The 22,882-nt window shown below is 60.3% G+C and carries 33 protein-coding genes and 2 tRNA genes; 26 read left to right on the top strand and 9 right to left on the bottom strand.

Features of this window, described 5'->3' with window-relative positions; translation table 11 throughout:
• Position 1: 1 nt before the first annotated feature.
• The 11 genes from moaC (at position 2) to HL657_RS08650 (ending at position 5,475) form a co-directional block, all read left to right on the top strand.
• On the top strand, positions 2 to 496 hold the full coding sequence (moaC, locus tag HL657_RS08700; RefSeq protein ID WP_317296428.1) for a cyclic pyranopterin monophosphate synthase MoaC: 495 nt from the start codon (positions 2 to 4) through the stop codon (positions 494 to 496).
• A gap of 128 nt (positions 497 to 624) precedes the next feature.
• Positions 625 to 1,215, top strand: a complete 591-nt coding sequence (locus HL657_RS08695; protein ID WP_317296427.1) for a 50S ribosomal protein L15e — start codon at positions 625 to 627, stop codon at positions 1,213 to 1,215.
• Positions 1,216 to 1,245: 30 nt separating this feature from the next.
• Positions 1,246 to 1,890 carry an RNase P subunit p30 family protein gene (locus HL657_RS08690; RefSeq protein WP_317296426.1) on the top strand — a complete coding sequence of 215 codons (645 nt, stop codon included), beginning with the start codon at positions 1,246 to 1,248 and terminating at the stop codon, positions 1,888 to 1,890.
• Positions 1,887 to 2,369: an Rpp14/Pop5 family protein gene (locus HL657_RS08685; RefSeq protein ID WP_317296425.1), complete on the top strand. Its 483-nt coding sequence runs from the start codon at positions 1,887 to 1,889 to the stop codon at positions 2,367 to 2,369. The genes HL657_RS08690 and HL657_RS08685 overlap by 4 nt, the downstream gene beginning before the upstream one ends.
• A complete protein-coding gene (gene psmA, locus HL657_RS08680; protein ID WP_317296424.1) occupies positions 2,369 to 3,091 on the top strand; it encodes an archaeal proteasome endopeptidase complex subunit alpha in 723 nt (240 codons plus the stop codon). The genes HL657_RS08685 and psmA overlap by 1 nt, the downstream gene beginning before the upstream one ends.
• A gap of 9 nt (positions 3,092 to 3,100) precedes the next feature.
• Positions 3,101 to 3,805 carry a ribosome assembly factor SBDS gene (locus HL657_RS08675; protein WP_317296423.1) on the top strand — a complete coding sequence of 235 codons (705 nt, stop codon included), beginning with the start codon at positions 3,101 to 3,103 and terminating at the stop codon, positions 3,803 to 3,805.
• Positions 3,806 to 3,860: 55 nt separating this feature from the next.
• Entirely contained in the window at positions 3,861 to 4,151 is a 291-nt protein-coding gene (locus HL657_RS08670) for a 50S ribosomal protein L37ae (protein ID WP_317296422.1), read from the top strand.
• Between the two features lie 6 nt (positions 4,152 to 4,157).
• Positions 4,158 to 4,289: a DNA-directed RNA polymerase subunit P gene (locus tag HL657_RS08665; protein ID WP_214022658.1), complete on the top strand. Its 132-nt coding sequence runs from the start codon at positions 4,158 to 4,160 to the stop codon at positions 4,287 to 4,289.
• A complete protein-coding gene (locus HL657_RS08660; protein WP_317296421.1) occupies positions 4,286 to 4,690 on the top strand; it encodes a Brix domain-containing protein in 405 nt (134 codons plus the stop codon). Before HL657_RS08665 ends, HL657_RS08660 begins: the two co-directional genes overlap by 4 nt.
• A complete protein-coding gene (locus HL657_RS08655; RefSeq protein ID WP_317296420.1) occupies positions 4,687 to 4,941 on the top strand; it encodes a KEOPS complex subunit Pcc1 in 255 nt (84 codons plus the stop codon). Before HL657_RS08660 ends, HL657_RS08655 begins: the two co-directional genes overlap by 4 nt.
• Before the next feature lie 168 nt (positions 4,942 to 5,109).
• Positions 5,110 to 5,475 carry a prefoldin subunit beta gene (locus HL657_RS08650; RefSeq protein WP_317296419.1) on the top strand — a complete coding sequence of 122 codons (366 nt, stop codon included), beginning with the start codon at positions 5,110 to 5,112 and terminating at the stop codon, positions 5,473 to 5,475.
• 35 nt (positions 5,476 to 5,510) lie between these two features.
• Here HL657_RS08650 and HL657_RS08645 read toward each other — a convergent pair whose 3' ends face one another.
• Positions 5,511 to 7,055, bottom strand: a complete 1,545-nt coding sequence (locus tag HL657_RS08645; protein ID WP_317296526.1) for a 2-isopropylmalate synthase — start codon at positions 7,053 to 7,055, stop codon at positions 5,511 to 5,513.
• Between the two features lie 147 nt (positions 7,056 to 7,202).
• Between HL657_RS08645 and HL657_RS08640 the strand changes: the two genes are divergently transcribed.
• From HL657_RS08640 to HL657_RS08625, 4 genes are all read left to right on the top strand, one after another.
• A tRNA-Tyr gene (locus tag HL657_RS08640) sits at positions 7,203 to 7,309 on the top strand.
• A gap of 18 nt (positions 7,310 to 7,327) precedes the next feature.
• Positions 7,328 to 7,400 (top strand) — tRNA-Asp (locus HL657_RS08635).
• Positions 7,401 to 7,596: 196 nt separating this feature from the next.
• Positions 7,597 to 7,722, top strand: a complete 126-nt coding sequence (locus HL657_RS08630; RefSeq protein ID WP_317296418.1) for a hypothetical protein — start codon at positions 7,597 to 7,599, stop codon at positions 7,720 to 7,722.
• 116 nt (positions 7,723 to 7,838) lie between these two features.
• Positions 7,839 to 8,351: a HEAT repeat domain-containing protein gene (locus tag HL657_RS08625; RefSeq protein WP_317296417.1), complete on the top strand. Its 513-nt coding sequence runs from the start codon at positions 7,839 to 7,841 to the stop codon at positions 8,349 to 8,351.
• On the opposite strand, the gene HL657_RS08620 is transcribed toward HL657_RS08625, so the two are convergent.
• Both HL657_RS08620 and HL657_RS08615 read right to left on the bottom strand, forming a co-directional pair.
• Entirely contained in the window at positions 8,348 to 9,073 is a 726-nt protein-coding gene (locus HL657_RS08620; RefSeq protein WP_317296416.1) for a PP2C family protein-serine/threonine phosphatase, read from the bottom strand. The two genes, HL657_RS08625 and HL657_RS08620, sit on opposite strands and share 4 nt — an antisense overlap.
• Positions 9,074 to 9,128: 55 nt before the next feature.
• Positions 9,129 to 10,067, bottom strand: a complete 939-nt coding sequence (locus HL657_RS08615; RefSeq protein WP_317296415.1) for a radical SAM protein — start codon at positions 10,065 to 10,067, stop codon at positions 9,129 to 9,131.
• Between the two features lie 223 nt (positions 10,068 to 10,290).
• Between HL657_RS08615 and HL657_RS08610 the strand changes: the two genes are divergently transcribed.
• The 3 genes from HL657_RS08610 to HL657_RS08600 are packed head-to-tail and all read left to right on the top strand — an operon-like array spanning position 10,291 to position 11,775.
• Positions 10,291 to 10,668: a hypothetical protein gene (locus tag HL657_RS08610; protein ID WP_317296414.1), complete on the top strand. Its 378-nt coding sequence runs from the start codon at positions 10,291 to 10,293 to the stop codon at positions 10,666 to 10,668.
• A gap of 9 nt (positions 10,669 to 10,677) precedes the next feature.
• Positions 10,678 to 11,274 carry a type IV pilin gene (locus HL657_RS08605; protein WP_394804652.1) on the top strand — a complete coding sequence of 199 codons (597 nt, stop codon included), beginning with the start codon at positions 10,678 to 10,680 and terminating at the stop codon, positions 11,272 to 11,274.
• A 54-nt stretch (positions 11,275 to 11,328) separates the two neighbouring features.
• The gene (locus HL657_RS08600) at positions 11,329 to 11,775 is read left to right on the top strand and encodes a universal stress protein (protein ID WP_317296412.1); all 447 of its coding nucleotides are present in this window, start codon (positions 11,329 to 11,331) and stop codon (positions 11,773 to 11,775) included.
• On the opposite strand, the gene HL657_RS08595 is transcribed toward HL657_RS08600, so the two are convergent.
• On the bottom strand, positions 11,749 to 12,333 hold the full coding sequence (locus HL657_RS08595; protein ID WP_317296411.1) for an endonuclease dU: 585 nt from the start codon (positions 12,331 to 12,333) through the stop codon (positions 11,749 to 11,751). The two genes, HL657_RS08600 and HL657_RS08595, sit on opposite strands and share 27 nt — an antisense overlap.
• Before the next feature lie 39 nt (positions 12,334 to 12,372).
• Here HL657_RS08595 and aglJ point away from each other — a divergent pair, with 39 nt between their 5' ends.
• Positions 12,373 to 13,299 (top strand): S-layer glycoprotein N-glycosyltransferase AglJ, encoded by a 927-nt coding sequence (gene aglJ / locus HL657_RS08590; protein ID WP_317296410.1) that lies wholly within the window; start codon positions 12,373 to 12,375, stop codon positions 13,297 to 13,299.
• On the opposite strand, the gene HL657_RS08585 is transcribed toward aglJ, so the two are convergent.
• The 5 genes from HL657_RS08585 to HL657_RS08565 form a co-directional block, all read right to left on the bottom strand.
• Positions 13,270 to 13,812 (bottom strand): aldolase, encoded by a 543-nt coding sequence (locus tag HL657_RS08585; RefSeq protein ID WP_317296409.1) that lies wholly within the window; start codon positions 13,810 to 13,812, stop codon positions 13,270 to 13,272. The genes aglJ and HL657_RS08585 overlap by 30 nt on opposite strands.
• A gap of 835 nt (positions 13,813 to 14,647) precedes the next feature.
• On the bottom strand, positions 14,648 to 15,298 hold the full coding sequence (gene npdG, locus HL657_RS08580; RefSeq protein ID WP_317296408.1) for an NADPH-dependent F420 reductase: 651 nt from the start codon (positions 15,296 to 15,298) through the stop codon (positions 14,648 to 14,650).
• Positions 15,295 to 15,582 (bottom strand): thioredoxin family protein, encoded by a 288-nt coding sequence (locus HL657_RS08575; RefSeq protein WP_317296407.1) that lies wholly within the window; start codon positions 15,580 to 15,582, stop codon positions 15,295 to 15,297. The genes npdG and HL657_RS08575 overlap by 4 nt, the downstream gene beginning before the upstream one ends.
• 61 nt (positions 15,583 to 15,643) lie before the next feature.
• A complete protein-coding gene (locus tag HL657_RS08570) occupies positions 15,644 to 17,101 on the bottom strand; it encodes a preprotein translocase subunit SecD (protein ID WP_317296406.1) in 1,458 nt (485 codons plus the stop codon).
• Positions 17,098 to 17,952, bottom strand: coding sequence for a protein translocase subunit SecF (locus HL657_RS08565; RefSeq protein ID WP_317296405.1), 855 nt, complete (start codon positions 17,950 to 17,952; stop codon positions 17,098 to 17,100). The genes HL657_RS08570 and HL657_RS08565 overlap by 4 nt, the downstream gene beginning before the upstream one ends.
• Positions 17,953 to 18,350: 398 nt before the next feature.
• On the opposite strand from HL657_RS08565, the gene HL657_RS08560 reads away from it, so the two are divergent.
• The 7 genes from HL657_RS08560 to HL657_RS08530 are packed head-to-tail and all read left to right on the top strand — an operon-like array spanning position 18,351 to position 22,860.
• Positions 18,351 to 18,665: a DUF2551 domain-containing protein gene (locus HL657_RS08560; protein ID WP_292366398.1), complete on the top strand. Its 315-nt coding sequence runs from the start codon at positions 18,351 to 18,353 to the stop codon at positions 18,663 to 18,665.
• Between the two features lie 53 nt (positions 18,666 to 18,718).
• On the top strand, positions 18,719 to 18,988 hold the full coding sequence (locus HL657_RS08555; RefSeq protein ID WP_317296404.1) for a hypothetical protein: 270 nt from the start codon (positions 18,719 to 18,721) through the stop codon (positions 18,986 to 18,988).
• A gap of 3 nt (positions 18,989 to 18,991) precedes the next feature.
• Entirely contained in the window at positions 18,992 to 19,399 is a 408-nt protein-coding gene (locus tag HL657_RS08550) for an archease (protein WP_317296403.1), read from the top strand.
• 9 nt (positions 19,400 to 19,408) lie between these two features.
• Positions 19,409 to 20,845 carry an RtcB family protein gene (locus HL657_RS08545; protein ID WP_317296402.1) on the top strand — a complete coding sequence of 479 codons (1,437 nt, stop codon included), beginning with the start codon at positions 19,409 to 19,411 and terminating at the stop codon, positions 20,843 to 20,845.
• Complete coding sequence (locus tag HL657_RS08540; RefSeq protein ID WP_317296401.1) at positions 20,842 to 21,420, top strand: hypothetical protein; 579 nt, start codon at positions 20,842 to 20,844, stop codon at positions 21,418 to 21,420. The genes HL657_RS08545 and HL657_RS08540 overlap by 4 nt, the downstream gene beginning before the upstream one ends.
• 7 nt (positions 21,421 to 21,427) lie before the next feature.
• Positions 21,428 to 21,874, top strand: coding sequence for a DUF2111 domain-containing protein (locus HL657_RS08535; protein WP_317296400.1), 447 nt, complete (start codon positions 21,428 to 21,430; stop codon positions 21,872 to 21,874).
• Positions 21,875 to 21,879: 5 nt separating this feature from the next.
• Positions 21,880 to 22,860, top strand: coding sequence for a biotin--[acetyl-CoA-carboxylase] ligase (locus tag HL657_RS08530; RefSeq protein WP_317296399.1), 981 nt, complete (start codon positions 21,880 to 21,882; stop codon positions 22,858 to 22,860).
• The last annotated feature ends 22 nt before the right edge of the window (positions 22,861 to 22,882 follow it).

Genomic DNA, 22,882 nt, shown 5'->3' with positions numbered 1-22,882 from the left:
CATGAACGAGTCCGGCGAACACGGCAAGACCCCGGTCTTCACCCACATCGAGAACGACCGCGCACAGATGGTGGACATCTCTGCAAAGAGCGAGGTCACCCGGGAAGCGGTTGCGAGCGGCAGGATCTACCTCCGGAGCGAGACGCTCCGCGCCATCCGGGAAGGAACTGCGGTCAAGGGCAACGTTTTAGCGACCGCACGGGTGGCGGCAACCCTCGCGGTGAAAGACACGCCGCGCCTCATCCCCATGTGCCACCCCATACCGCTCGGGGGCATCACCATCGACTTCGAAGAGGGCGACGGCTACATCGAGGCGACTGCCCGTGTCAGGTCCTACGGGAGGACGGGCGTCGAGATGGAAGCGCTCACCGGCGTCTCCGTCGCCCTTCTCACCGTCTGGGACATGGTCAAGTCGGCGGAGAAAGACGAGAACGGGCAGTACCCGGTCACCCGGATGGATGCCATCCGCGTCGTGGAGAAACGCAAGGGCGTGTAGGTCTTCCTGCAAGGCGGTGGGCAGCAAAAGCAATCCTTTATTTGCGCTCCCGTCAACCTGTTAGGAACCACGGGATACGTCCCGGAAAGGAATGTGGCGGAAACGCTGAACCTGAGGTGATTCTAAACATGGCAAAATCGATGTATGCCTACGTACGCGAGGCATGGAAGCGGCCTGACCGGTCCGAAGTGAAAGGTCTCCTCTGGGAGCGCCTTCAGGTCTGGCGGCGCGAGGGAAGTATCGTGCGCGTGGAGCGCCCGACCCGGATCGACCGGGCCCGGTCGCTCGGCTACAAGGCCAAGCAGGGAATCGCCGTCGTGCGGGTCAAGGTCCGCCGCGGCGGTCGGAGGAAGCCCCGGTACATCCGCGGGCGCAGATCCGCACGCATGGGCATGCGCCGGCTGACCCCGGCAAAGAGCCTGCAGCGCATGGCCGAAGAGCGCGCATCCCGCAAGTTCCCGAACATGGAGGCCCTGAACTCCTACTGGGTCGGTGAGGACGGCCGCTCCAAGTGGTTCGAGGTCATCATGGTCGACGGGCACCACCCGGCGATCAGGAGCGACCGCAACCTCGCGTGGCTGGCCGACCCGGTTCACCGGGGCCGGGCGGAGCGCGGTAAGACCTCCGCCGGCATGAAGGGTCGCGGGATGCGGACGCGCGGGCGTGGAACCGAGAAGACGCGCCCGAGCATCCGTTCCCACGCGAACCGCGGCAAATAAATACTTCTTTTTTCATACGGCCTACCCACAATGAAGATCACGGACGCCTGTGTACATCCTTATCCTGTCGGCGACTCAACGGTTGCGCGGATAGCGATCGAGGCAGCAGAACTCGGGTTCGACAGCATCGTTGCTATCGGAGATGACGGGGGTCGGTATCATGGAGTCGAAGTTCTCCGGGGTGCCGTGATCGGTGCTGCGGCCGTAAAAGAGGTTCTCAGGCGGGTGCGTGAGCCTGCAGTCCGGCGTGCCGACGTGGTCTTTGTTGACGCCGGGGATATCTCTTTCAACCGGGCAGTTGTCGCGGTGAAAGAGGTGAATGTCATCAGGAGCATCCATGCCACCCGGAGGAACGCCTTCGACCACGTCGCCGCACGGACGGCGGCGGAGCGTGGCGTGGCGGTGGACATCTCGATGGCCCCCATCGTCCACCTCCGCGGGACGAAGCGCCAGAGGGCGCTGCAGCGGTATGCGGATATCCTCTCGCTGCAGCGGCGCTACGGCTTTCCACTGACGATATCATCTGATGCACGCTCGATACTCAGGCAGCGGTCGGTCCGCGATATCCGGGGTCTCTGCGCACTCTTCGGCATGACCGGTGCGGAAGTGACCGAAGCGCTCTCGTCCATCGGCCGGATTACCGAACCACACCGGCCTGTGAGGGTGGTCGAATGAAACCGAGGCCCCCGACGATGCGGGGAAAGCGGCGCTATATCCTGGCGCGGATCCTCCCCTACGGAATGGCGGCGGACCAAAAACAGGTATACCTCTCGGTCATCGAGGCCGCGACCTCGCTCTTCGGCGATGCGGCCGTCGGGCTTGCGCAACCAGCGGTGATCTTCTGCGAAGGAGGGTATGTTGTCGTCCGGTGCCGGCGGGGAACGGAGAAGGATATCGCCGTTGCGCTTGCAACGGTCAACGCGATCGCCGACGAGCGGGCCGCACTCCGGACAGTTGCCGTCTCCGGGACCATTCGTGCACTGCGGCGCCGGATAAAGCCTGTTCGGCCTCTCTCCGAGGCCGGAGACGTGAAGTTCGGGGAAACCTATTTCACGGTGTACCGCTATCCGCGTCAAAAGGTTGATTTGGTTGAAAAAGGTATTAAGCATCAGAAGTCATTGTTTTTCACCGAAGCCGATTTGGAGGAACGATAATGCAACCACAATATCAGATGGGATATGACCGGGCGATCACTGTCTTCAGCCCGGACGGAAGGCTTTACCAGGTTGAATACGCCCGAGAAGCGGTGAAACGGGGCACGACGGCTGTCGGAATCAAATGCAGCGAAGGCGTCGTGCTGATTGTCGATAAAAGGGTGACTTCACGTCTCCTCGAACCGGTCTCCATCGAGAAGATCTTCAAGATCGACATGCACATCGGTGTGGCATCCTCCGGCCTCGTCGGCGATGCGCGGTCCCTCGTGGACAGGGCGCGGGTTGAGTCCCAGATTAACCGGGTCTCCTACAACGAGCCGATCAACGTCGAGATCCTCGCCAAAAAACTCTGCGACCACATGCAGACCTACACCCAGTTCGGCGGTGCACGCCCCTACGGGACCGCTCTCCTGATCGCAGGAGTCAGCGACGGGGAGGCCCGACTCTTCGAGACCGATCCGAGCGGCACGCTGCTCGAGTACAAGGCGACCGGAATCGGAACCGGACGTCCTGCGGTCATAAAGACCTTCGAGGACGAGTACCAGGAGGATGCGGACTTCTCCGGCGCCATCAGGCTCGGGATCAAGGCCCTGCACGCCGCGACGGAGGGCAAACTCGACGTGAGCGCTATCGAGATCGGCGTCGTCTCCATTGAGACCGGGGAGTTTCGGAAGATGGAGAAGGATGAGGTAAAGGCCTACGTCGACCAGTTTGAAGAGTGAGCCACCTGTATGATACCCCTGGACCAGGCTGTTGTAGCCCGGCTTGAGAGCTACGGAGAACGGTTTGAAGTGCTTGTCGACCCCGATCAGGCCATGCGCATCCGGCAGGGGGAGGAGATTGACATGGAAGAGGTTGTCGCAGCCGATTCCGTCTTCTCAAACGCCGCTCATGCCGAACGGGCTTCGGACGAAGCCCTTCTGAAGGTCTTCAAGACGACCGAGTTCGAACCGGCCGCACTCCGGATCATCCAGAAGGGCGAGATTCATCTCACCTCCGAACAGCGCCGTCACCTTACCGCAGAGAAGCGGAACCGGGTCATCACCTTCATCGCAAGGAATGCCGTCAATCCACAGTCCGGGTTCCCTCATCCCCCGCAGCGCATCGAGCTCGCCATGGAAGAGGCGAGGGTGAGCATCGACCCCTTCAAATCCGTCGAGGAGCAGGTCAAAGAGGTAGTCAAGGCGCTCCGCCCGCTCCTCCCCATCCGGTTCGAGGAGGTCCGTATTGCGGTGAAGATCCCGGCGGACTATGCCGCGAGGGCATACGGGGAACTCCAGACCGCGACGACGGTCGAGCAGAATGAATGGCAGAAGGATGGTTCCTGGATCGCCGTCGTCAGGATTCCAGCAGGTATCCAGGAAGAGTTCTACGACCTGATCAACAAAATCTCCAGAGGCAACGCAGAGACCCGTATCGTCGAGCGGGTGTTGTGAGTAACTATATTAATCGACAGCACAAAAACTAGAGGACATATTAGAGGTACTCGAAATGGCAAGTCGCAGACAGAAAGCCAAGGGCAGGGTAGTCGGAAGTTCTGGGCGTTTTGGCCCGAGGTATGGCAGGTTTATCCGGAAGAGAGTTAACCAGATAGAAAAGGTCACCCGCGCGAACCATGCCTGCCCCCGCTGCGATCAGCAAGCGGTCAAGCGTGAGGGAACGGGAATCTGGACATGCCGCAAATGCGGGTTCAAGTTTGCCGGTGGCAGCTACGTCCCGGAGACTCCGGCCATGCGCGTCGCCGCGCGGAGCATCGAGCGTTCGCTGCAGAAGGAGGGCTAATCGGTCGTGGCTGCCTATAAGTGCGCTCGTTGTAAACAAAAAGTCGAGATCGACATCAATATTCGCTGTCCCTACTGTGGACATCGCATCCTCTTCAAGGAACGCGGAGCCGCAATAAAAGACCTGAAGGCTCGATGACGGTCGTCACGACGTCACGCAAACCGGTCCCGGAGGTGCGGACTCTTGCACGGGATCTGGCGTTCTCGATCGGCGGGGAGTACGTCACCCGTGGGAAGGCGGGCATGGGCGAACTCCTCTCCCTTGACGAGCCTGTTCTGATTGTCTCAAAATCAGGCCCTTTTTTTCTCATTCAGGTATTTGACTGCGGGGAACCGGTTACGGAGATCCGCGTCAGGTCGTTTGCCATCGAAGAGCGGACCGGATCGATCGCCCGGGGGCTCTTTGTCTCGGACCGCTCTCTCTATGAGGCGCTCATGGATAACATCGACGTTGCGTTTGCCGGTGAGTCCCTCTCAGGGCACCGTATTGTATTTGACGGGACGCAACGGAAACGCTACATCCTGAAGGTTGCCGTATGATGCATACGGCAGTCTTCTGGTTCGCTACCGGCGATGCTCGTGCCCTCTATTTCTCCGTCTGCCAGGAGATGGGCGATGTGGGCGACCGGTCGTCCGCCCGGGTAAGGATTGAGGATGACGATACGCTCGTTCTCGAGGTGGCCGCCACCGATATACCCGCGCTCCGGGCGGCCCTGAACACCTGGCTGCGGCTGATAACCATAGCGACCGAGATGCGGGAGATTGCTGTCCTGCCCCAGCCGTCCCGGTAGGCGGGGCAGACGCCGGGCGGGAGACGAAGGTCTCTCTTTTGAACCCTCACATTTTATGGGCTTCACGCCCCTATCATGTAGAGAAAGGACAGGGAGCCGGGAAAGTCCCCTGTCCGCCACCCGAAATATTGTTACCAGTCTTCGTCCCAATCGAAGAGGTTGATGAATATGGAAAACATCCCACCGAAAGTGCAGAATCAGCTGGCGATGCTTCAGCAGATGCAGCAGCAGCTGCAGACCGTGGTCTCACAGAAAGCGCAGTACGAAATGACGATCCGCGAAGCCAGGCGGGCTGTCGAGGATCTTGCCGACGTCCCTGAGGATGCGGCGGTCTTCATGAACGTCGGCAGCGTCATGATGCAGAAGAGCAAGGAGCAGGTGGTCGCTTCTTTAAACGAGCGTGTCGAGACGCTCGATCTCCGCGTCAAGTCGCTCGAGAAGCAGGAGAAGGCGCTGCAGGGCAGGTTCGAGCAGTTATCCTCGCAGGTCAGGGGGGCGCTGGAAGGAAAACAGCAGCCTCCCGGATCCGCCTGATCCCTGAACTTTTTTTGTAAAAAGGAGTGAGTCGCTCACTCCTCCTGCTCGCGGTCGTTCTTCTGCGTCCGGCAGACGAGGTTGATCGCGTTGATCACTGCTTCGACCGATGCGAGGATGATGTCGTCGCTTGAGGCGCTGGCATCGAAGATCCGGCCCCGCTCGTCCTCGACGGAGATGGTGACGTGCCCGAGAGCATCGGTGCCCCCGGAGATCGCCTCGATGTTGAACTCCTTGAGTTGAACCGGGGCCGGGATGATCCCGAGGATCGCCCGCACGGCCGCGTCCACCGGGCCGTTGCCGATGCTCGAGAAGGCGTGTTCCTCTCCATTCACGATCGCCCGGACGCTGGCCGTCGGGATCACATGGTTGCCGGTCATGATGGCGACGTCCTGGAGTTCGAGAGTCTTTTCGTCGGGTGCAAGCTGCATGACGCTCTCCGCGATCTCGTAGAGGTCCGCGTCCGTCACCCGTTTACCCTTGCCGGCAATCGCCTTCACCCGTAGGACGATCTCGTCGAGTTGTGCATCAGCAGGCTCCATATGCACGTCGGCGAGCATTTGCTTGACAGCGTGCCTCCCGGCGTGTTTGCCGAGTTTCAGCCTGCGCCGGTGGCCGACCATCTCCGGCGTCATGATCCCGGGCTCGAACGTGTCCGACCGGGTGATCACGCCGTGGGAATGGATCCCGCTCTCGTGGGCGAAGGCGTTCTCGCCGACGATCGGCTGCGTGGCCGGAATGCTCATCCCCGCGTAGCGGGAGACGAGCCTTGAAGTCTCGACGAGGCCCGTCGTCCGGATGCCGGTATCGATCCCGTAGATGGACGATAACGCCATCACCGTCTGTGCGAGATCGGCGTTCCCCGCCCGTTCGCCGAGACCGTTCACCGTCACCTGAACCTGGGAGGCGCCGCTCTCGACCGCTGCAATGGTGTTTGCCACCGCAAGCCCGAAATCGTTGTGACAGTGGACGTCGATCGGACAGTTCACCTCGCGGTCGATCCGCTCGATGAGGTGCTTCATGGCCGTTGGGGTGATCACGCCGACGGTGTCGGGCACGTTGATGATCGTCGCTCCGGCATCCACCGCAACGCGGTATACCTCTATCAGGTAATCCGGGTCGGTCCTCGTGGCGTCCATCGCAGAGAACATGCACTGGCCGATATGGTCGCGAGTATACGCGATGATATCACCGGTGGCTTCGAGGACCTGCTCGCGGGTCTTTTTGATGGTGTACTCGCGCTGGACGTCGGAGGTCGGGATGAAGACATGAACCATATCGACGTCGCAGTCGATGCAGACATCCACGTCGGCCCTGATCGACCGCGCGAGGCCGCAGACCTGCGTCGAAAGATCGAGACCTTTAATGGCCTTTACGATCTCGCGTTCGGCATCGGAGGATGCGGGAAAGCCCGCTTCGATGGCGTGGACTCCTATTCCGGAGAGCTGTTCTGCAATACCGAGCTTCTCTTCGAGCGTGAACGAGATACCCGGTGTTTGTTCACCGTCGCGCAGTGTGGTGTCGAAAACAGTGACGTTCTTTTTCGCACGGCTATCGGTGAAGAAGACAGTACGCTTCAGCGTTCCTAGGTGCTTCAGCGTTTGTAGGGTTCATACCTATCCATTATCTGAGGTCGTATATAAACAATAACGTCTGAGTTGTGCAATACCCGGAGGATTCTGCGAAATATTTAATAACAACTCGCTCTAACATTATTAGAGCAGAGACCCGCCTTAACTCAGACTGGTAGAGTGCGCGGCTGTAGTATAGTCTTCGCTCTCGGGCGAACTGCGCGGCTACCGCGATGTCCCCGGTTCGAATCCGGGAGGCGGGATCCCCTCGAACAATGAGTGCCCAGGTAGTGTAGTGGCCTATCATGACGGCCTGTCACGCCGTCGACACGGATTCGAATTCCGTCCTGGGCGTCACTTTCTTCTACTTTTCCTCTTCAAGCGAAGCGAGTCCTGCGGTGACCGCATTACGCCAGAATACCCCGCGTATGTGTCGATAATTCGAGAAGTGTACGCTCCGGCAATTAGCGCTATTAAAAATGATTATATATGATGGTTTATTTTTATTCCTGTGGTAAAATATATATACCATGATGCGGTATCCGGTGTCATGCACGCTCTGGAAAAATGGATTGAGAGCGATCCCGTATTTGGCACTCTGGGGAAGCTCATCCTTGGGACAGGTCTTCTTGTTTTTGCAAGTCTGGTCCTATATACCTCTGGTTTTCTGACCTGACAACAAGAGGCGGCCGCCGGGATACGATGCCTGTAATGGATTCCGGCGGTCCTAAGGACTTATTACACAGCCGCTTCAACGTTTGATGCAAGACTGCTTCACGGATGTGACGAAAGATGACCCATACTACGCCAACACAGGCTGGAGACGATCGTTTGAATATACAGGCCCTGCTCGTTCGGCTCTCCGATCCGGATAAGGCGGTACGGGCCGACGCTATGCACGGGCTCGTAGAGGCCGGAAAACCAGCCGTACCCGCCTGCATAGCCTTACTGCGAGACAGCGAATGGAGGGTGCGCTACCGTGCGGCGGAGGCGCTTGGATTGATTGGCGACGGTGCAGCGTATGTGCCCCTCACTGGTGCCCTCGACGATGGGAAGGACCATGTCCGTTACATGGCGGCAAAAGGGCTCGGGCTGCTTGGCGATCCCCGGGCGATCGAACGCCTGGGACTCATGCAGCGCGATGAGAACGAGTTTGTGCGCCGGAGTGCCGCCCGATCGCTTGGCATGATCGGGGGTGAATCGGCGGTTTTGGCGCTGCGTGCCGCCCTGAAGGATGAGGCGACGGACGGCGTCCGTGCGGCAATTCTCGAGGCGCTTCGCGATACAGGAGCGGACAGAGACTAAACTCGCGCAACGATTACTGTGGTATTATCGGTGCTTGCCGCATCCCTGGAGGCATCGATCAACCTCCGGCATGCCGCCTCAGGGTCGCCGGCGAGCACGATCTCCTGGATGGTGCTCGCCGGGACGTAGTCATGGAGCCCATCCGAACTGAGCAGCAGGACCCCCCCGGCAAGATCCCGCTCATCGAGGTCGACCTGCACCCGGGACGCGAGGCCGAGCGCCTGGATCAGGATGTTTTTTCCCGGGTGGCCCATCGCCTCGGCAGGGGTGATCGCCCCCGATGCCACCAGGCCCTGGACATAGCTCTGATCGTGTGTATGCCAGACGGACGATGGCGCGATGATATGCGTCCTGCTGTCGCCCACCGTGCCGATCCAGCACCTGCCTGACTCTGCGACGATCGCCGCAGAGAGCGTTGTCCCTGCGTTCAGGCCGTTCTCCCGGTTGTATGCGTATATTGCTGCGTTCGCACGCTCGAACGCGCGTTCGAGCACTCTGGGTGGTTCGGTTTTCGGCAGATCCTCGCCTGCGACCTCTGCGAGGATCTCGACCGCCATCCTGCTCGCAACCTCTCCGCGGGCATGCCCTCCGAGCCCGTCCGCGACGGCAAATACATGATGCCCGTCCACCCGGCCGGTAAAGAAAGCGTCCTCGTTGTGGTCCCGCCCTCCGGTATCGCTCATCGCCGCATACCGGAGTCCTGACCGTTCCTTCACCTGCACCACACAATTCTGGACTGTTCAAGCGAATATTCTTTTGGTGGCGATATCTTGCCTTTCATGGGAACCCACGGGAGAGGCTGTTCTCCCTGGCGCAACGAATAGCATATTGGTACTCCCGCGACGTGATCGGGCGTTGCAGCGCCGCAAGCACCGGCCCCCTCCCTCCTTCGGCCGCCTTCCATGCCGGGTGGTACTGGGCCATGATGTTCACGTAGGAGTCCCGCGATAGTTCTTCGGCGATGAATTTGAGCACTATCTCGCTGCTTGCGAGGTTTCCGGGGAGCACCAGGTGCCTGATGATCATGCCGCGCACCGCAAGGCCGTCCCTGATCACCAGGTCGCCGACCTGCCGGTGCATCTCTTTCAGGGCGGCCTGCATACGGGCGGTGTAGCCGGGGGCGTGCGAGAGTTCCAGCGCCACGTCGTCCCGCCCGTACTTCGCGTCCGGCATGTAGATGTCGATGACGCCATCAAGGAGCCGCAGGGTCTCCACGGAGTCGTAGCCTCCGCTGTTGTAGACGAGCGGGACGTTGAGGCCCCGGGGGGCGGCGAGGGCGACCGCACCGAGGATCTGGGGGACGACATGTGAGGGAGAGACAAGGTTGATGTTGTGGCACCGGCGTTCCTGCAGGTGAAGCATGATCGCGGCGAGATCTTCGTTCGAGACCGCGTAACCGGCCCCGCACTGACTGATCTCGTAATTCTGGCAGAACTCGCACCGCATATTGCAGCCCGCAAAGAATATCGTTCCCGACCCATTTTTCCCCACGAGAGGGGTTTCTTCGCCGAAATGCGGGCTGTAACTCGAGACCCGTGGCAGGAGGCCGGTCCGGCAGAACCCCAGTTCATCCTCGATACGGTTCACGCGGCACTCCTGGGGGCAGACGACGCAGTCGCGGAGCACCTCGTGCGCCCGCCGCGCTCGCTCCTCCAGCTCGCCGCTCCCGGATAGGCGTACGTATCCGGGTAGTTGGGTTCGTTCTGCTTCTGCCATGATCCCACCTGGGCCTGAAGAAAAAGAAGGTTTGTCCCTGCATGCCCTGCATGGACAACCCGCCTCACACTCCAGGCTCTCCGGGAGTGGCTGCATTCACTGCCGGCAGTGCGGCCGAATGACGTGAACATCAATATTTCCAAATAATATTTCCCATTAATCCTTCACGTTCGAGGATTGTTTTAGAAAATTTAATACATCATGAAATTAATTTCTCATTACTATGTCCAGCGACCGCGATCGTCCGCTCGGAAATCCTGTCGGCAAGGTTATCGTCATCCTTGCCGTCCTCGGCATAATTGTCACCAGGGGCAAAGAGATCTCTTCGTCTGTAGGTGCCCTGGCCGCCGGGACGCCGGAAGATTACTGCTACCGGAACACCGGGTACGCGTTCATCGAGACAACCGTGCCGTCCATCCCGACCGATGCCGGAGGGGAGTATAGAGAGCGGTCGTCAATTGAGGTCGAACCCGAAGGTCTTCGCCGTTGCGGACGGGGACTCATTCGAGGGTTCTGGCGGGAGCATGCCGATGCAGCCGGGTGGAACACGATACGGGGCGTGCGCAGAGAACGGATCCGTATGGGCGTTACCGGAACCTGACCCAGTCGTATGGAATGGAATATTAGGGCCCGGCCGCAGGGCGCTGCACGGAGGGCGCCGCCCCCCTCCGGTTCACCGAAAGCACGCATAAGGCGGACTGCAGCGGACGAGAATGCCCTCTCGAGTACACACGGCGTACTCCTGATGGTTGCCGTAACCATCATTCTCGCCGCTCTTGTCCTGCTGATGGTGCTCGCGATGATCCCGTCCTGGTCGTGGACGGAGCCCCCACAGTCCCCGATCATCGTCACCGGGATTGCGCACACGAGCGAAGATACCGGGAAGCTGACCTACGCAAGCAGGGTCACCCTCAAGAACAACGGCAGTACGGCATATGAGAACGATTGCCTGAAAGCAGTCTTTTACAAGAACGGCCAGATCGTCTGCATCGTCCAGACCTTAAACGGCAACCTTCTCATCTCGTCGCACCACTACGGGGTGAGGTTCCTTGAGGGCGAGGGCTGTCGGACCCGCTACTGGAACCCGGGCGAGGAGATGATAGCGGATCTCTCCGACGGGACCCTCTACCCGGGAATCGAGGTCACGGTGGAGATTGTAGATAAACGCGACGAGAAGGCGGTATCGAAGCAGACAGTGAAGGTATGAGGGGACAGTCTGCAAAGACCATGTTTTTGTACCGGAACGCTCCTAGAGACTACTATGTTCAAATCAATACTCGTAGCGGTCGACGGGTCGGAGATCGGCCATCGGGCGCTCGAAGAGGCTCTGGATATCGCCCGCGTCATGGATGCCTCCGTGCATGCCATGCACGTCGTCCAGACCGGCACATACCCCACGCTGATCTTGAGCGAGCTCGAACCGCCGGATATCGCCCAGCAGGCGCTCCTTGATGCCCTCGACCGGGAGGCGAACGAGTTTCTCGCCGATGCGGAACGGGAGGCGGCCGCCGCCGGCCTCCGGATAACCGTCCACAAGCGCTGGGGGCACCCCGGAGCGGAGATCACCGCGGTGGCACAGGAACTCGGTGCCGACCTGACTGTGGTCGGGTCGCACGGCAGGGGCCGGATCGACCGCTTCTTCCTCGGGAGCGTCAGTTCCTACGTCGTCGATCATGCGACGTCAGCGGTTCTGATCGTCAGGGGCTGACAGGGATGACCGGACGAGGCCCCGGGCAATGAGCCGCGCAACCCGCACCGGCTCGGGGACCCTTCCTTCACGCGTAAAGTCGTTGCAGAGCCTCGCGGCATCATCGAGAGAGAGTCCGTAGGGACGGATAAACAGTGTATACCCGGAGTGCAGCCGAACCGGGATCCGGTCGCCGAGCCGCCGGTATGCCGCGAGTCTCCCGGCATCGCCCGGGAAGTGGCTGCGGATATCCTCTTCGAGCCCATCCGACTCTTCGTAGGTGGTGACGATGACGGGAAGACCGATCGCGTCCTGCACCGCCGACGGGTCGATGATGTTGTACCAGGCAATAACGCTCCCGCTGATCATCACGAGGTTGATGTCCCGGCGGGCAAGGCGGGTGAAGATCCGGATGACCGCATCGGTGGCGTCCGACCCGCCGACGGTCACCCGGGCGAAGGCCACTCCGTCGATCTGGAGGTCCTTTCGCATGACGACGCCAGCAAGGGTGGACTGCTCCCGCCCCGAATAACTCTCGGCGATACCGAGAGCCCGGAGCCCCGATTTGGCTACGTGCATGCGAAGTCCTTATGTTGCTCAATCGGATATAGTACACCAATGAACGTCGAGCGAGATGAGGTCTGTATCTTCATCCCCACGCTAAACGAGGCCCCGACGATCGGCGAGCTGGTCGAGGGGTTCCGGCAGCGCGGCTTTGAGCACGTCCTTGTCATGGACGGAAACAGCACCGATAACACGCCCGATATCGCGCGGGCCGCGGGAGCGGTTGTCCGGACACAGGCAGGAAAGGGAAAAGGCAACGCCATCATCGAGGCGGTAGAGGTCATCGATAAGCCCTACGTGCTCATGCTCGACGGCGACGGGACCTACTCGCCGGACGACGCGGAGAAGATGCTCGAACCCCTCGGCCGGGGATTCGATCACGTCATCGGCGACCGCCTCGCCAATCCCGGGGCGGGAGCGTTCACGCGGTTGAACCTCCTCGGCAACCAGCTCCTCAACGTGATGTTTCGGATAGCGCATGGAAAAGACCTCAGCGATATCCTCTCCGGCTACCGTGCTTTCACCCTTCACTCGATCCGGCAGATGTCCCTCAAGGAAGCGGGGTTCGAGATCGAGACGGAGATGGCGGTCGAGGCGGTCAGGAACGGGCAACGGGTCACGGTCGTCCCGGTCCGGTATCTGGCGAGGCCCGGCACTGTCACCAAACTAAACCCGTTCCAGGACGGCCTGCGGATCTTCTCGACCATATACCGGCTCGCGAAGATGAACAACCCGATCTTTTACTTCGGGATCATCGGTCTCTTCATATCGCTTCTGGGGGGCGTCATCGGCGTCTACGTCGTCCTTGAGTGGCTCAAGAACATCGAGCACCTGCCGCTCACCATCCTCACGGTCCTCCTGATCACGATGGGTTTTCAGATCTTCATGTTCGGCGTGATCAGCGACATGCTGCTCGGGTTTCACCGCGAGACCACCCGTCAGATCGAGCAGTTACAGAACCCCCCGAACCCTCCCCGATAGAAAGAGGATTCGGCAGGCGTACTCGGCGATCGAGGTGTAGATATACGCCTCGTCGAGCGTTTTTCCGGCTGCAAACGTCCCGTGCCCCCGGACGATGACGATGTGGCCGTCGCGGAGCGCCCCGGCGACGTTCTCTGCGATCTCATCGGTTCCCGGGTCCCCGGTGACGACCGGGATCTCGGGGCAGAGCGCCCCCCCTTCGCTGTCGACGGGCAGGACGAGGCCGGTATCGAGCGAGGCGGCGACGGCGTGGACCGGGTGGGCGTGGACGATTGCAGAGTGGGATGTCTCCCGGTAGACCGCCCGGTGAACCCGGTACTCACTTGAGGCCTCATGCGGGGCGTCGCCCGTATCCGGCACAAAGGCCGGCGTGTCCCCTGCATCCAGGTACGCGCCGGTCCGGGTGATGTTAAAGCCGCCCTCGCCCCGCACGCTCATGTTCCCGAAATTCGCTCCGACGAGCCCTTCCATAAAGAGCCTCTTTCCGATCCGTTCGAACTCCCGATCCAGCATTCTCGGCACCCTGACTTTCGTATAGAATGGTTTGGCGTACTCCAGGATATGTGCATGCCGCCTGGGGCATGGTGGAGTGCAATGTGGAAAGAGAGCGTAAGCCACCCGGCCAGGTAGTAATCTCGCGCCGGAGTGTTGCTGGCATCCAGGAGCCAGGTTCAAGAATGTCGCAGGCTGGTAGGGTGAGAACGCAGGCACACCAAACATTGCTTTTTCCTGGCATGTCCTGGTACAGTGAACCGCGGGGACTGCGCACCTTCGCACTCCGGTGCTCACGCTCGTTGTGTTCGCGCCTCGAAACCCGAAGGGTTTCTTGAACTCCTGTCCTTCGCACCTCCGGTGCTCACGCTCTGGTTCTTACAGACCATCGCGCTTCAGACAGTCATTCCTGCCGGAACGCCGAACCTTCGACCGGTCGCCAGTCCACATCCTGTGCACGGCTTCCCGGTGACTATCGCCATTGGGGGTGGGGCTGACGGGGAGGGGGAAGCATCCCCCCTCCCCTGTCTCCAGAGTGTATCTTTGCGGCTCCGGCTAACTATACTCGCACTTTTCTGTTAGACCCCCACCCCGCCCGGCCTCCGGCCTCCTCATTCGCACCTGCGGTGCTCAAACTCCTGCTGTTCCAGCAGTCGTTCCCCGCCCAAGGGGCGGGGGCAGTGCGTGGCGATAAGCGACGTTTCGACAGGAACGTCGCTCGAGCACCGCAGGTGCGCAGTCCCCACGGTCCACTGTACCGGGCCTGCTAAAACATCCGTACGGCACGGCCGCAAGTTCCTGGGACAGCAAACCAAACCCCAGCGGATTACAGGCTCTCCGCCCTGCCAAAAAATGGTTACACAAACTTCACGCCGACGTCCCGCATCCTGTTGAACCGTGCGATGTTGAGGAGAAGGGGCGTGACGCTCTCGACAACGGATGCGGCCGCGAGCGGCCCTGCATCATAGGCGCGGAGGTGTGAGACGTTGTTGACGATCTCCATCACCGTCTGCCTGGCCCCGTCGTCGTCGCAGCAGACGGCCACCGAGTAGTCCAGTTCTTCTTCGAGCATCTTCCACCTGTTCGCGGCGATGTTGTTGAACGCGGCACAGACGGTCGCACTTTCAGGAAGCATCCCCTTGATCATCATCGCCGCCGACCCCTCCGACGGAGGGGCGTAGTAGAAGTACGTCGTCCGCTCGATCGGGTTGACGGGACTGACGACGATCTTGTCCTCGAACCCGGTCAGGGTTTTCAGGATGGGGGCTACGTGCTTGAACGGTATCGCAAGGACGACGATATCCGCCTCATCGACCGCGCACTGGTTGGAGACGCCAATGAGGCTGCACTCCATCCCCTGCACCTGCAGGGTCTCCCGGCAGGTCTCGCAGGTCGTGATCGCCTTTGTCTCCTCGCGGGACCCCACGATAACATCGTATTTCGGAGAGAGCCGGAGCGCCATACCCCCCCCGATATCGCCGGTACCGCCGACGATGCCGATCTTCACTGCTCTACAAGCGGTTTCAGGATGCCCTCGAGAGTGCCGAGGTCCTGGACGCCCACCAGTTTCCGGACGAGCTTCCCGTCTTTCTCGATAATGAGCGTAGGTACAAACTGGATATCGTATTTCGCAGCATACTGCCGTGTCTGTTCAGAATCGACGCCGACATCGATCTTTCTAATATCGACCCGGTCGCCCATCTTTGCTTTAAGCTCATCGATGATTGGTGTCTGCTGGTGGCACGGACCGCACCACTCGGCGAAAAAGTCCATTAAAACCGGTTTTCCCATAGGACTGTACCCCGTTCAAACATTGTGTGTGAACGGGGCAATAAAGGTTGTTGTAGGATTGTTATTTTGAGAGGATCGTCATGAGTATCTTCCCGTATGCGGGCCTCGTGACCAGGATGCCGATCAGGACACCGAGTATGGTGATGATGGCAAAGCCTCTGAGGGTGGAGAGATCCATCAGCGCCAGCGGGAGCATGGCGATGAAGACCGTCGCAGCAGCAATGGCGATGATGCCGAGCGCCCGCCCGTACCGCTTCATGTAGAGGTTCGGTGACGGGACACGCCCTTCGTGGAGGACTTCGTCCGTTATGATGACGAGCTGGTCGATGCCGGTACCCACCACCGCTATCAGGCCGGCGATGGTGGCAAGATCGAGCTGGATGATGAACCGGGCGATCCCGAGCAGGATGACGATCTCGGCAAGGTTGATCGCGATCATCGGGAGGACAATCGCGGGTTCGCGGTAGCGGTAGTAGACGACGACCGCTACGGTGAGCAGCGCGAGCAGCCCGGCGAGGGCGACCGTCATCTTGAACTGCTCGCCGAGCGCCGCCGGGACGGAACCGGACCCGACGATATCCACCTTCACCGGCAGCGCACCGGCCCGCAGGTGGATCTGGAGCGCCATCGCGTCCTCAAGCCCGGCATCACCGGTCCCGGTGCTCGCGGAGAGCGACCTGGCCGGGCCCGACCGGAGTTGTGCTGCAAGGTCTCTGTCGAGGGGGGCGCTGTAAACGGTCTCGTTGTCGAGGATCATCACGAGGTGGTGGGCGTCCGGGTTGTCGACCGCTCCGGATTCGATGGCGGCATTCCGGAAGGCCTCTGCGCCCGTCTCGGTGAACGAGAACCCGACGCCCCACCGTCCATCGGGATCCCTCTGCGGCACGCCGACGCTGGTGATCTGGTCGCCGTAGAGGACGTGCTCGGTCTCGTTTCCGGTGGTCTGGACCCGTATCTCGAACAGGCCCTGCGTGCCGATGATCTCCTGTGCCGTCGCCATATCCACGCCGGCAAGTTCTATCCGCACGTACTGCGGGAACTCGCTTCCCGTCGGGGTGAGGAGGTTGATCCGTGCATCCTGCATCCCAAGGGCGTTCACTTTGTCATTGAGGATCCGCTTCACCTCGTCTGCGGTGAACGGCGATACGCCCGTCTGGTAGGTGACTATCGAGGCATCCGATGTTGCGAAGATCGGTTCGAGGTCGGCACGTGGGACGTTCTTTCGGATCTCGAGATGGTTCTCGTCGATCTGGATGACCTCCGCCTCGAGGCCTGTGCGCAGGTTCTCGACGAGGTCGCCGGCGGACCCGTCGGTCGAGTAGGCCACGACCACGGACTGGAACTCCATCTGCAGCCACGACCCACCCTGGAGATCGAGGCCGAACTGGAGGTTCCCTTCAAGCCCCCTCTCCGGGCTCGGGGGGGCAAGGTAGATCCCGACGAGGGAGCCGGCGACCAGCAGGAGCAGCAGGGCAACCCGCCAGTCTTTGACGAGGGTCTTGATGGCTTCGCTGTTCATCTCTTGTTCCCCCGGAGGATGTATCCCTTCAAGATCCCGGCATTCAGCATCCAGGTGTTCATCAGGTCCACGAAGAGCCCGATGAGGAGGACGCCTGCGATCTCGCTGATGATCTGGATCTGTCCCGCTGTCGAGACGACCCACATCGCGGCGATGGCCGCGAGCGTCGTGGTCGTCATGATGATCCCGGTCCTGAAGGCCCCGGCGAGTTTCTCGTCGAGTTTCCCCTTGCGCTTCAGGAGGCGCGTGGTCAGCAGGATGTCGCTGTCGACGGAGTAGCCGATCAGCATAAGCAGGGCCGCCGTCGTCCCGAGGGAGAGCGGGATGCCGATGACCTGCATGACCGCTGCGGTGATGGCGATATCGGCGAAGGCGGAGAGGACGACCGCGCCCGCCGGGACCACGTTCCGGAACGCTATGAGCACCACGACGGACATCCCGATGAACGAGAAGATCAGGGCGAGGAAGGCCTGGCCCTGGAGCGTCTTTCCGAACGTCTCGCCGATCTGGTCTATCTTTGCATCGGGGTATTTCTCATTGATGAGCCCAACGAGGCTCTGGTACCGGGCATCGTCCATCGGGCCGAACTGGAGGTATCTCCCGTCGCCGATCCCCTCGCCGACCGATAACAGAGGATACCCGGAGAAGGTTGCCTCTATTGCCTCTCTGCCATCAGAGGTGAACACCGTGACCGCCGTTCCTCCCGCGAAGTCGATGCCCGGTTTCAGGGGCAGGCCGGTGGTGAGCGTGGTGTAGCCCAGCAGGACCCCGGCCAGGAGGAGAAGAACGAGGGGCAGCGCTACCATCTGCCGCGGAGAGTATTTGTTGACGTCATATCTGACAAATTCCATGCTGTATGAGTGTACGATTGTGAAAGGTTAAAGGGTTGCTCATGCTTGTATGGCGTGAAATGGCGTCGCCCGGAGCCGGAAGCATACCCATCCCGGGGACATCCCGCTCGCGGGATACCGCTCAGGTGCATGCATCCCCGGGAGAGCAGTTCCCCGTGTAATGAGGCGGCGCAGCAGACGCGCATATGGGGCAGGAGGTCAGGGGAAGGGGGTATAAAGCCCGGACTGTTTGAGTGTAAAAGTGTATCAAACCGTTTATGATCCGGTTATATGGCAAACAATCTCATTACACCTCGCCGGATTGCATTTCGTCAGACAATTGTCGTCCTACTGGCAGAATCTCCGATTATATGATTGAAAAGAAAAGATATATATAAAATACCGAATCACAAGCACATATGAGATCACCCTATGAGCTCAAAAAAGAGATAGAAGCTCGACTCAAAGGTTATCTCTCACGGGACCGGGACGGAATCCGGCACGAGTTGCTCAACCTGTTCGTAAAAGTAAAATCACTCACCATACCTCAGATCTATGAGAAACTGCAGAAACAGTTCTCGATCAGTTATCACTCTATCGCGTCCATGGTAGGCATCATCGCATCCCGGATAGGCATCCTGCACGTGAGGCGGAACGCGGAGGGGACGAACACCATCTACGAGTTGAAAGACCAGTACGTAGACGTGGTAGCGAAGATTCTCGGGACAACATAGCACTCAAAAACCATACCTCTTTTTACACCCCAGAACAAATATGGAGGATTACCATGCAGAGCGACGTTGGGGAGTCAGGACCATCACGGAGCATATATGTCACGGAGGATGTCCGATCGTACGTTCTCCAGAGAAAACGCGACTTCAGAGTGAGCACATCCTGCAGCGGACCGATTCTCCTGCCGACATCGGTCAAACCTCCGAAAGTGACCGACCTGAGGATCCCGGTCGGCGATTATACTATCTATATCTCGAAGTATCAGGCCCGTTACATCGAGGCTATCCACAGGCGAATGATTCCTATATTCTACGAAGACTTCTAGACCATGAGTTTCGAAGAACTGGAGCATACCGCCGACGTTCTCATGCGGGTGCGGGGCGCGACCATACACGAGATCTTTGCCGATGCAGGCCGGGCCATGTTTCACGTGATGTACGGCCCCTGCGAGGACCGGGGTGTCGAACGGCACCTCTCCCTTGAGGCGAACAACCTCGAATCTCTCCTCATCGACTACCTCTCGGAACTGCTCTTCATCACCGAGGTCGAGAACACCGTCTTCTGCACCTTCGACATCGATCTTCGGGGCACCCGGCTTTCCGCCGTTCTCAAAGGCGAGCCCTTCGACCCTGCACGGCACTCTGCGGGGACAATTGTCAAGGGTATATCCTACTTCGGGCTCGAAATCGTTAAAGAAGAAGAAGGTTATGTGGTGGAGATCATCTTCGATATCTGAGAGGTTGTCATGCTTACTGGAATCAATAGGATCGGGGACCTCGAATGGGAGGTTCCCATTGGCTACGTCCCCAATATGCGGGTACCGGGACGTTTCTTCCTCTCCCGGACACTGGCGGAGACGCTTGAAGAGGGGGCGGTCAGACAGCTCGCGAACGTCGCAACCCTGCCGGGAATTGTGAAGAACTCGCTCGCCATGCCTGATATCCACTGGGGATACGGGTTTCCTATCGGCGGTGTCGCTGCGTTCGACATGACCGAGGGGGTCATATCTCCCGGTGGGGTCGGATTCGACATCAACTGTGGCGTCCGGTTGATCACGACACCCCTGACCGAGGCCGATCTCGCCGGCAAGAAACGGGAACTCATCGAGCGGCTCTTTAACGCCGTGCCGACCGGTGTGGGTGCAAAGAGCACCCTGCGGGTCTCGAACAAAGAACTGGCCGGGGTCATGGTCGACGGTGCACGGTGGGCGGTTGAACGCGGGCTCGGCACCGAAGCGGATCTCGTCCGGTGCGAGGGCGAGGGAGCGATGCCGGGCGCCGACCCCGAAGCGGTCAGCACCAAAGCGCGCCAGCGGGGCGTGCCGCAGATCGGGACACTCGGCGCGGGGAACCACTTTCTGGAGGTCCAGGTGGCAAAGGAGATCGTCGATCCCGAAGCGGCGAAGGCCTTCGGAATCGCCGAAGGGCAGGTCTGTTTCATGGTCCACTGCGGCTCACGGGGCCTCGGCCACCAGGTCGCCACCGACCACCTGCGAACGCTCGAAAGTGCGCTCGCAAAATACCGCATACACATCCCCGATCGGCAGCTTGCCTGCGCTCCCATTGATTCTCCGGAAGGCCGCGCCTACTACGGTGGCATGGCCTGCGCTGCAAACTATGCCTGGGCAAACCGGCAGGCCATCATGCACGAGACCAGGAACGTATTTGCACAGATGTTCGGGATCGATTACGACGAGATGCGGCTCATCTACGATGTTGCGCACAACGTCGCCAAGTTCGAGCGCCACGACGTCGACGGCGCCTCGATGGAGGTCTGCGTCCATCGAAAAGGCGCGACACGGGCGTTCGGCCCGGGAGCGGAGGGCATCCCCCGGGAGTACGCCGCGGTCGGGCAGCCGGTGATCATTCCCGGGAGCATGGGGACATCCTCCTATCTCCTCCATGGCACGGCGACTGCGATGCAGAAGACCTTCGGGAGCACCTGCCACGGCGCGGGGAGAGTGCTCAGCCGGTCGAAAGCGAAGAAAGAGGTCCGCGGAAAGGAACTCCGGGAGCATCTTGCAGGAGAAGGCATCCTGGTGCGTGCTCACAGCGATTCGGCCCTCGCGGAGGAGGCGCCCGAAGTTTACAAGCCGAGCCGGGAGGTGGTGCGCGTCGTGCACGAAGCGGGCCTCTCGAATACCGTTGTCCGGCTTGAACCGCTCGGGGTGATCAAGGGGTGACCTGCAGGACCGGGCTGCTCTGGGACAGCCCCCTCATGTTCTCGCGGCTCATCGAGGACTGCGGCGCCTGCTGCGAGACGGTCACTCCCCATATGCTCGCCTCCCCCTTCTGGCGGGGGAGATTCGTCTCGCTCATCGTGCCGACAGGGTTTGCGAACCCGGATTATTCAAACCTCCTCCCCGCTCTTCGGGCTGCAAGCGGGCGTATCCGGCGATTCGTTGAGAACGGCGGCAGGCTGCTGGTCTTCGGCGCGGGATGCTGCCGGGAGGACGCCTACGACTGGCTCCCGTTCCCGGTGACCTACTCGTTTGCATACGGGCCGCGTGCCGTCCGCTTCACCGGAGAGAGTGAATTCAACGCCCTTTTCTCCGAATACGACCTTACCGCCGTCGAGTGCGACGGTTCGTTCCCGGCCCATGGGGGCGAGACGCTTGCCGCCTCGGCAGCAGGCGAGGCGCTTCTCATCGGGAAGGCGGTCGGCGACGGTGTGATCCTGATCTCAAGCATCCATGAGTACCCCTCACGGGAGTTCCTGAAGGAGTTTTCATGCGGTGATAGGGAAACATTATTTTAGATAAACCATGATGGAAAGTAGGGATACGACCATGGAGCAATACGTCATCTCTGTCTCTTCAAGAGCGTGCGATCTCGCTCCCGTTATGCTCTGTATCCATGATCTGCTTGGCCGTCTGCCTGTCACGGCGCGATCCCGCGACTGTCCCGGAATCCGGATTGAGGAGGGGAAGGTCATCGACGAGGCCTATACGGGCCCCATCCTCGAGGAGGTCCTCGAGGAGAATGTCACAAAGAGAGTCCGGCCTCCAGGCGGCCCTTACAAAGGTATCCCGGTAGTTGTGGCGCCGGTAAGGGACGACGAAGGCAGGGCCATCGGTGCAATCGGCATCGTCGATGTGACCGGCATCTTTGATCTGGCAGGTTTCATGGAGCAGAACGCGGGGATCCGAAAACAGGTGTGCGGCGAAGATTTGCGTCCGCTCCCGACTGAGTCGCCTGCAGAGAAAAGGTAATGAACATGAAGGATACGGCAATCAACGTACTGAAGATTCTCGAAGAATCGCCCGGCCCGGTATCGGGAGAGTGGATTGCAGAGCAATTGGGCGTCACCCGATCAGCGGTCTGGAAGCAGATACGCGAACTCCGGAGGCTGGGATACAGTATATCGTCGTCGCGGGCGGAGGGCTACCGCCTCGAAACGAAGACCGACCGGCTCCTCCCGTACGAGATTCGCAAGCAGCTCCGGACCCGGGTCATCGGAAGGCAGATCCGCCACTTCGACAGCACCGCCTCCACGAGCTGGGTCGCGAAGAAACTTGCCGACGAGACCGATCCTGAAAAACTGCACGGCATGGTGATCATCGCCGAGGAGCAGACCGGTGGGGTGGGAAGGCTCGGACGCGCCTGGGTCTCGCCTGCCGGCGGCATCTGGGCCACCATTCTTTTGAAACCGAAGATCCCGCTCGACCACCTCTTCATGATCACCATGGCCGGATCGGTCGCGATTGCCCGCGCTATCCGCAAGGAGTACGGCATCAGTGCGCTCATCAAGTGGCCTAACGATATCTTCATCGGGGATAAAAAGGTCGCAGGATTACTCCTGGAACTCAGCGCAGAGGCGGATGACGTGCATTACGCCCTCCTGGGGCTCGGGATCGACGCGAACGTCTCTCTCGACGAGCTCTCGTCGAACCTGAGGGATACGGTGACCACGCTCCAGGCCGAGGTCGGCCACACGGTCGACCGCGTGGCGCTGCTTGCCCGGGTCCTGCGGGAGTTCGAACTGCGCTACCAGCAGCTCGAGGACGCCGAGTACGATTCCATCATCCGCGAGTGGAAGAGCCTCTCGCTGACGCTCGACCACCGGGTGGCCATCAAGACCGTCAACAAGACCTTTACGGGAGAGGCCATCGATATCGATGCGCACGGCGCCCTGATCATCCGCAAGGACAACGGGAAGGTAGAGCGGGTTATCGCCGGGGACTGTTTCCAGCTCTAACCTGCCGGTCAACACCCGTACA

Source organism: Methanoculleus nereidis (assembly GCF_032944295.1).
GTDB lineage: Archaea > Halobacteriota > Methanomicrobia > Methanomicrobiales > Methanoculleaceae > Methanoculleus > Methanoculleus nereidis.
This window is presented reverse-complemented; position numbering and strand designations above follow the sequence as displayed.

What these genes read in the sequence shown, in the direction of transcription:
- HL657_RS08650 (WP_317296419.1), top strand. Translation starts at nt 5,110, where the DNA reads ATGGAAAACATCCCACCGAAAGTGCAGAATCAGCTGGCGATGCTTCAG.
- HL657_RS08605 (WP_394804652.1), top strand. Translation starts at nt 10,678, where the DNA reads ATGGAATGGAATATTAGGGCCCGGCCGCAGGGCGCTGCACGGAGGGCG.
- HL657_RS08595 (WP_317296411.1), bottom strand. Translation starts at nt 12,333, where the DNA reads ATGCACGTAGCCAAATCGGGGCTCCGGGCTCTCGGTATCGCCGAGAGT.
- HL657_RS08630 (WP_317296418.1), top strand. Translation starts at nt 7,597, where the DNA reads ATGCACGCTCTGGAAAAATGGATTGAGAGCGATCCCGTATTTGGCACT.
- HL657_RS08675 (WP_317296423.1), top strand. Translation starts at nt 3,101, where the DNA reads ATGATACCCCTGGACCAGGCTGTTGTAGCCCGGCTTGAGAGCTACGGA.
- HL657_RS08555 (WP_317296404.1), top strand. Translation starts at nt 18,719, where the DNA reads ATGCAGAGCGACGTTGGGGAGTCAGGACCATCACGGAGCATATATGTC.
- aglJ (WP_317296410.1), top strand. Translation starts at nt 12,373, where the DNA reads ATGAACGTCGAGCGAGATGAGGTCTGTATCTTCATCCCCACGCTAAAC.
- HL657_RS08545 (WP_317296402.1), top strand. Translation starts at nt 19,409, where the DNA reads ATGCTTACTGGAATCAATAGGATCGGGGACCTCGAATGGGAGGTTCCC.
- psmA (WP_317296424.1), top strand. Translation starts at nt 2,369, where the DNA reads ATGCAACCACAATATCAGATGGGATATGACCGGGCGATCACTGTCTTC.
- HL657_RS08530 (WP_317296399.1), top strand. Translation starts at nt 21,880, where the DNA reads ATGAAGGATACGGCAATCAACGTACTGAAGATTCTCGAAGAATCGCCC.
- HL657_RS08685 (WP_317296425.1), top strand. Translation starts at nt 1,887, where the DNA reads ATGAAACCGAGGCCCCCGACGATGCGGGGAAAGCGGCGCTATATCCTG.
- HL657_RS08610 (WP_317296414.1), top strand. Translation starts at nt 10,291, where the DNA reads ATGTCCAGCGACCGCGATCGTCCGCTCGGAAATCCTGTCGGCAAGGTT.
- HL657_RS08660 (WP_317296421.1), top strand. Translation starts at nt 4,286, where the DNA reads ATGACGGTCGTCACGACGTCACGCAAACCGGTCCCGGAGGTGCGGACT.
- HL657_RS08560 (WP_292366398.1), top strand. Translation starts at nt 18,351, where the DNA reads ATGAGATCACCCTATGAGCTCAAAAAAGAGATAGAAGCTCGACTCAAA.
- HL657_RS08585 (WP_317296409.1), bottom strand. Translation starts at nt 13,812, where the DNA reads ATGCTGGATCGGGAGTTCGAACGGATCGGAAAGAGGCTCTTTATGGAA.
- HL657_RS08550 (WP_317296403.1), top strand. Translation starts at nt 18,992, where the DNA reads ATGAGTTTCGAAGAACTGGAGCATACCGCCGACGTTCTCATGCGGGTG.
- HL657_RS08670 (WP_317296422.1), top strand. Translation starts at nt 3,861, where the DNA reads ATGGCAAGTCGCAGACAGAAAGCCAAGGGCAGGGTAGTCGGAAGTTCT.
- HL657_RS08615 (WP_317296415.1), bottom strand. Translation starts at nt 10,067, where the DNA reads ATGGCAGAAGCAGAACGAACCCAACTACCCGGATACGTACGCCTATCC.
- moaC (WP_317296428.1), top strand. Translation starts at nt 2, where the DNA reads ATGAACGAGTCCGGCGAACACGGCAAGACCCCGGTCTTCACCCACATC.
- HL657_RS08625 (WP_317296417.1), top strand. Translation starts at nt 7,839, where the DNA reads ATGACCCATACTACGCCAACACAGGCTGGAGACGATCGTTTGAATATA.
- HL657_RS08600 (WP_317296412.1), top strand. Translation starts at nt 11,329, where the DNA reads ATGTTCAAATCAATACTCGTAGCGGTCGACGGGTCGGAGATCGGCCAT.
- HL657_RS08655 (WP_317296420.1), top strand. Translation starts at nt 4,687, where the DNA reads ATGATGCATACGGCAGTCTTCTGGTTCGCTACCGGCGATGCTCGTGCC.
- HL657_RS08570 (WP_317296406.1), bottom strand. Translation starts at nt 17,101, where the DNA reads ATGAACAGCGAAGCCATCAAGACCCTCGTCAAAGACTGGCGGGTTGCC.
- HL657_RS08695 (WP_317296427.1), top strand. Translation starts at nt 625, where the DNA reads ATGGCAAAATCGATGTATGCCTACGTACGCGAGGCATGGAAGCGGCCT.
- HL657_RS08565 (WP_317296405.1), bottom strand. Translation starts at nt 17,952, where the DNA reads ATGGAATTTGTCAGATATGACGTCAACAAATACTCTCCGCGGCAGATG.
- HL657_RS08535 (WP_317296400.1), top strand. Translation starts at nt 21,428, where the DNA reads ATGATGGAAAGTAGGGATACGACCATGGAGCAATACGTCATCTCTGTC.
- HL657_RS08575 (WP_317296407.1), bottom strand. Translation starts at nt 15,582, where the DNA reads ATGGGAAAACCGGTTTTAATGGACTTTTTCGCCGAGTGGTGCGGTCCG.
- HL657_RS08690 (WP_317296426.1), top strand. Translation starts at nt 1,246, where the DNA reads ATGAAGATCACGGACGCCTGTGTACATCCTTATCCTGTCGGCGACTCA.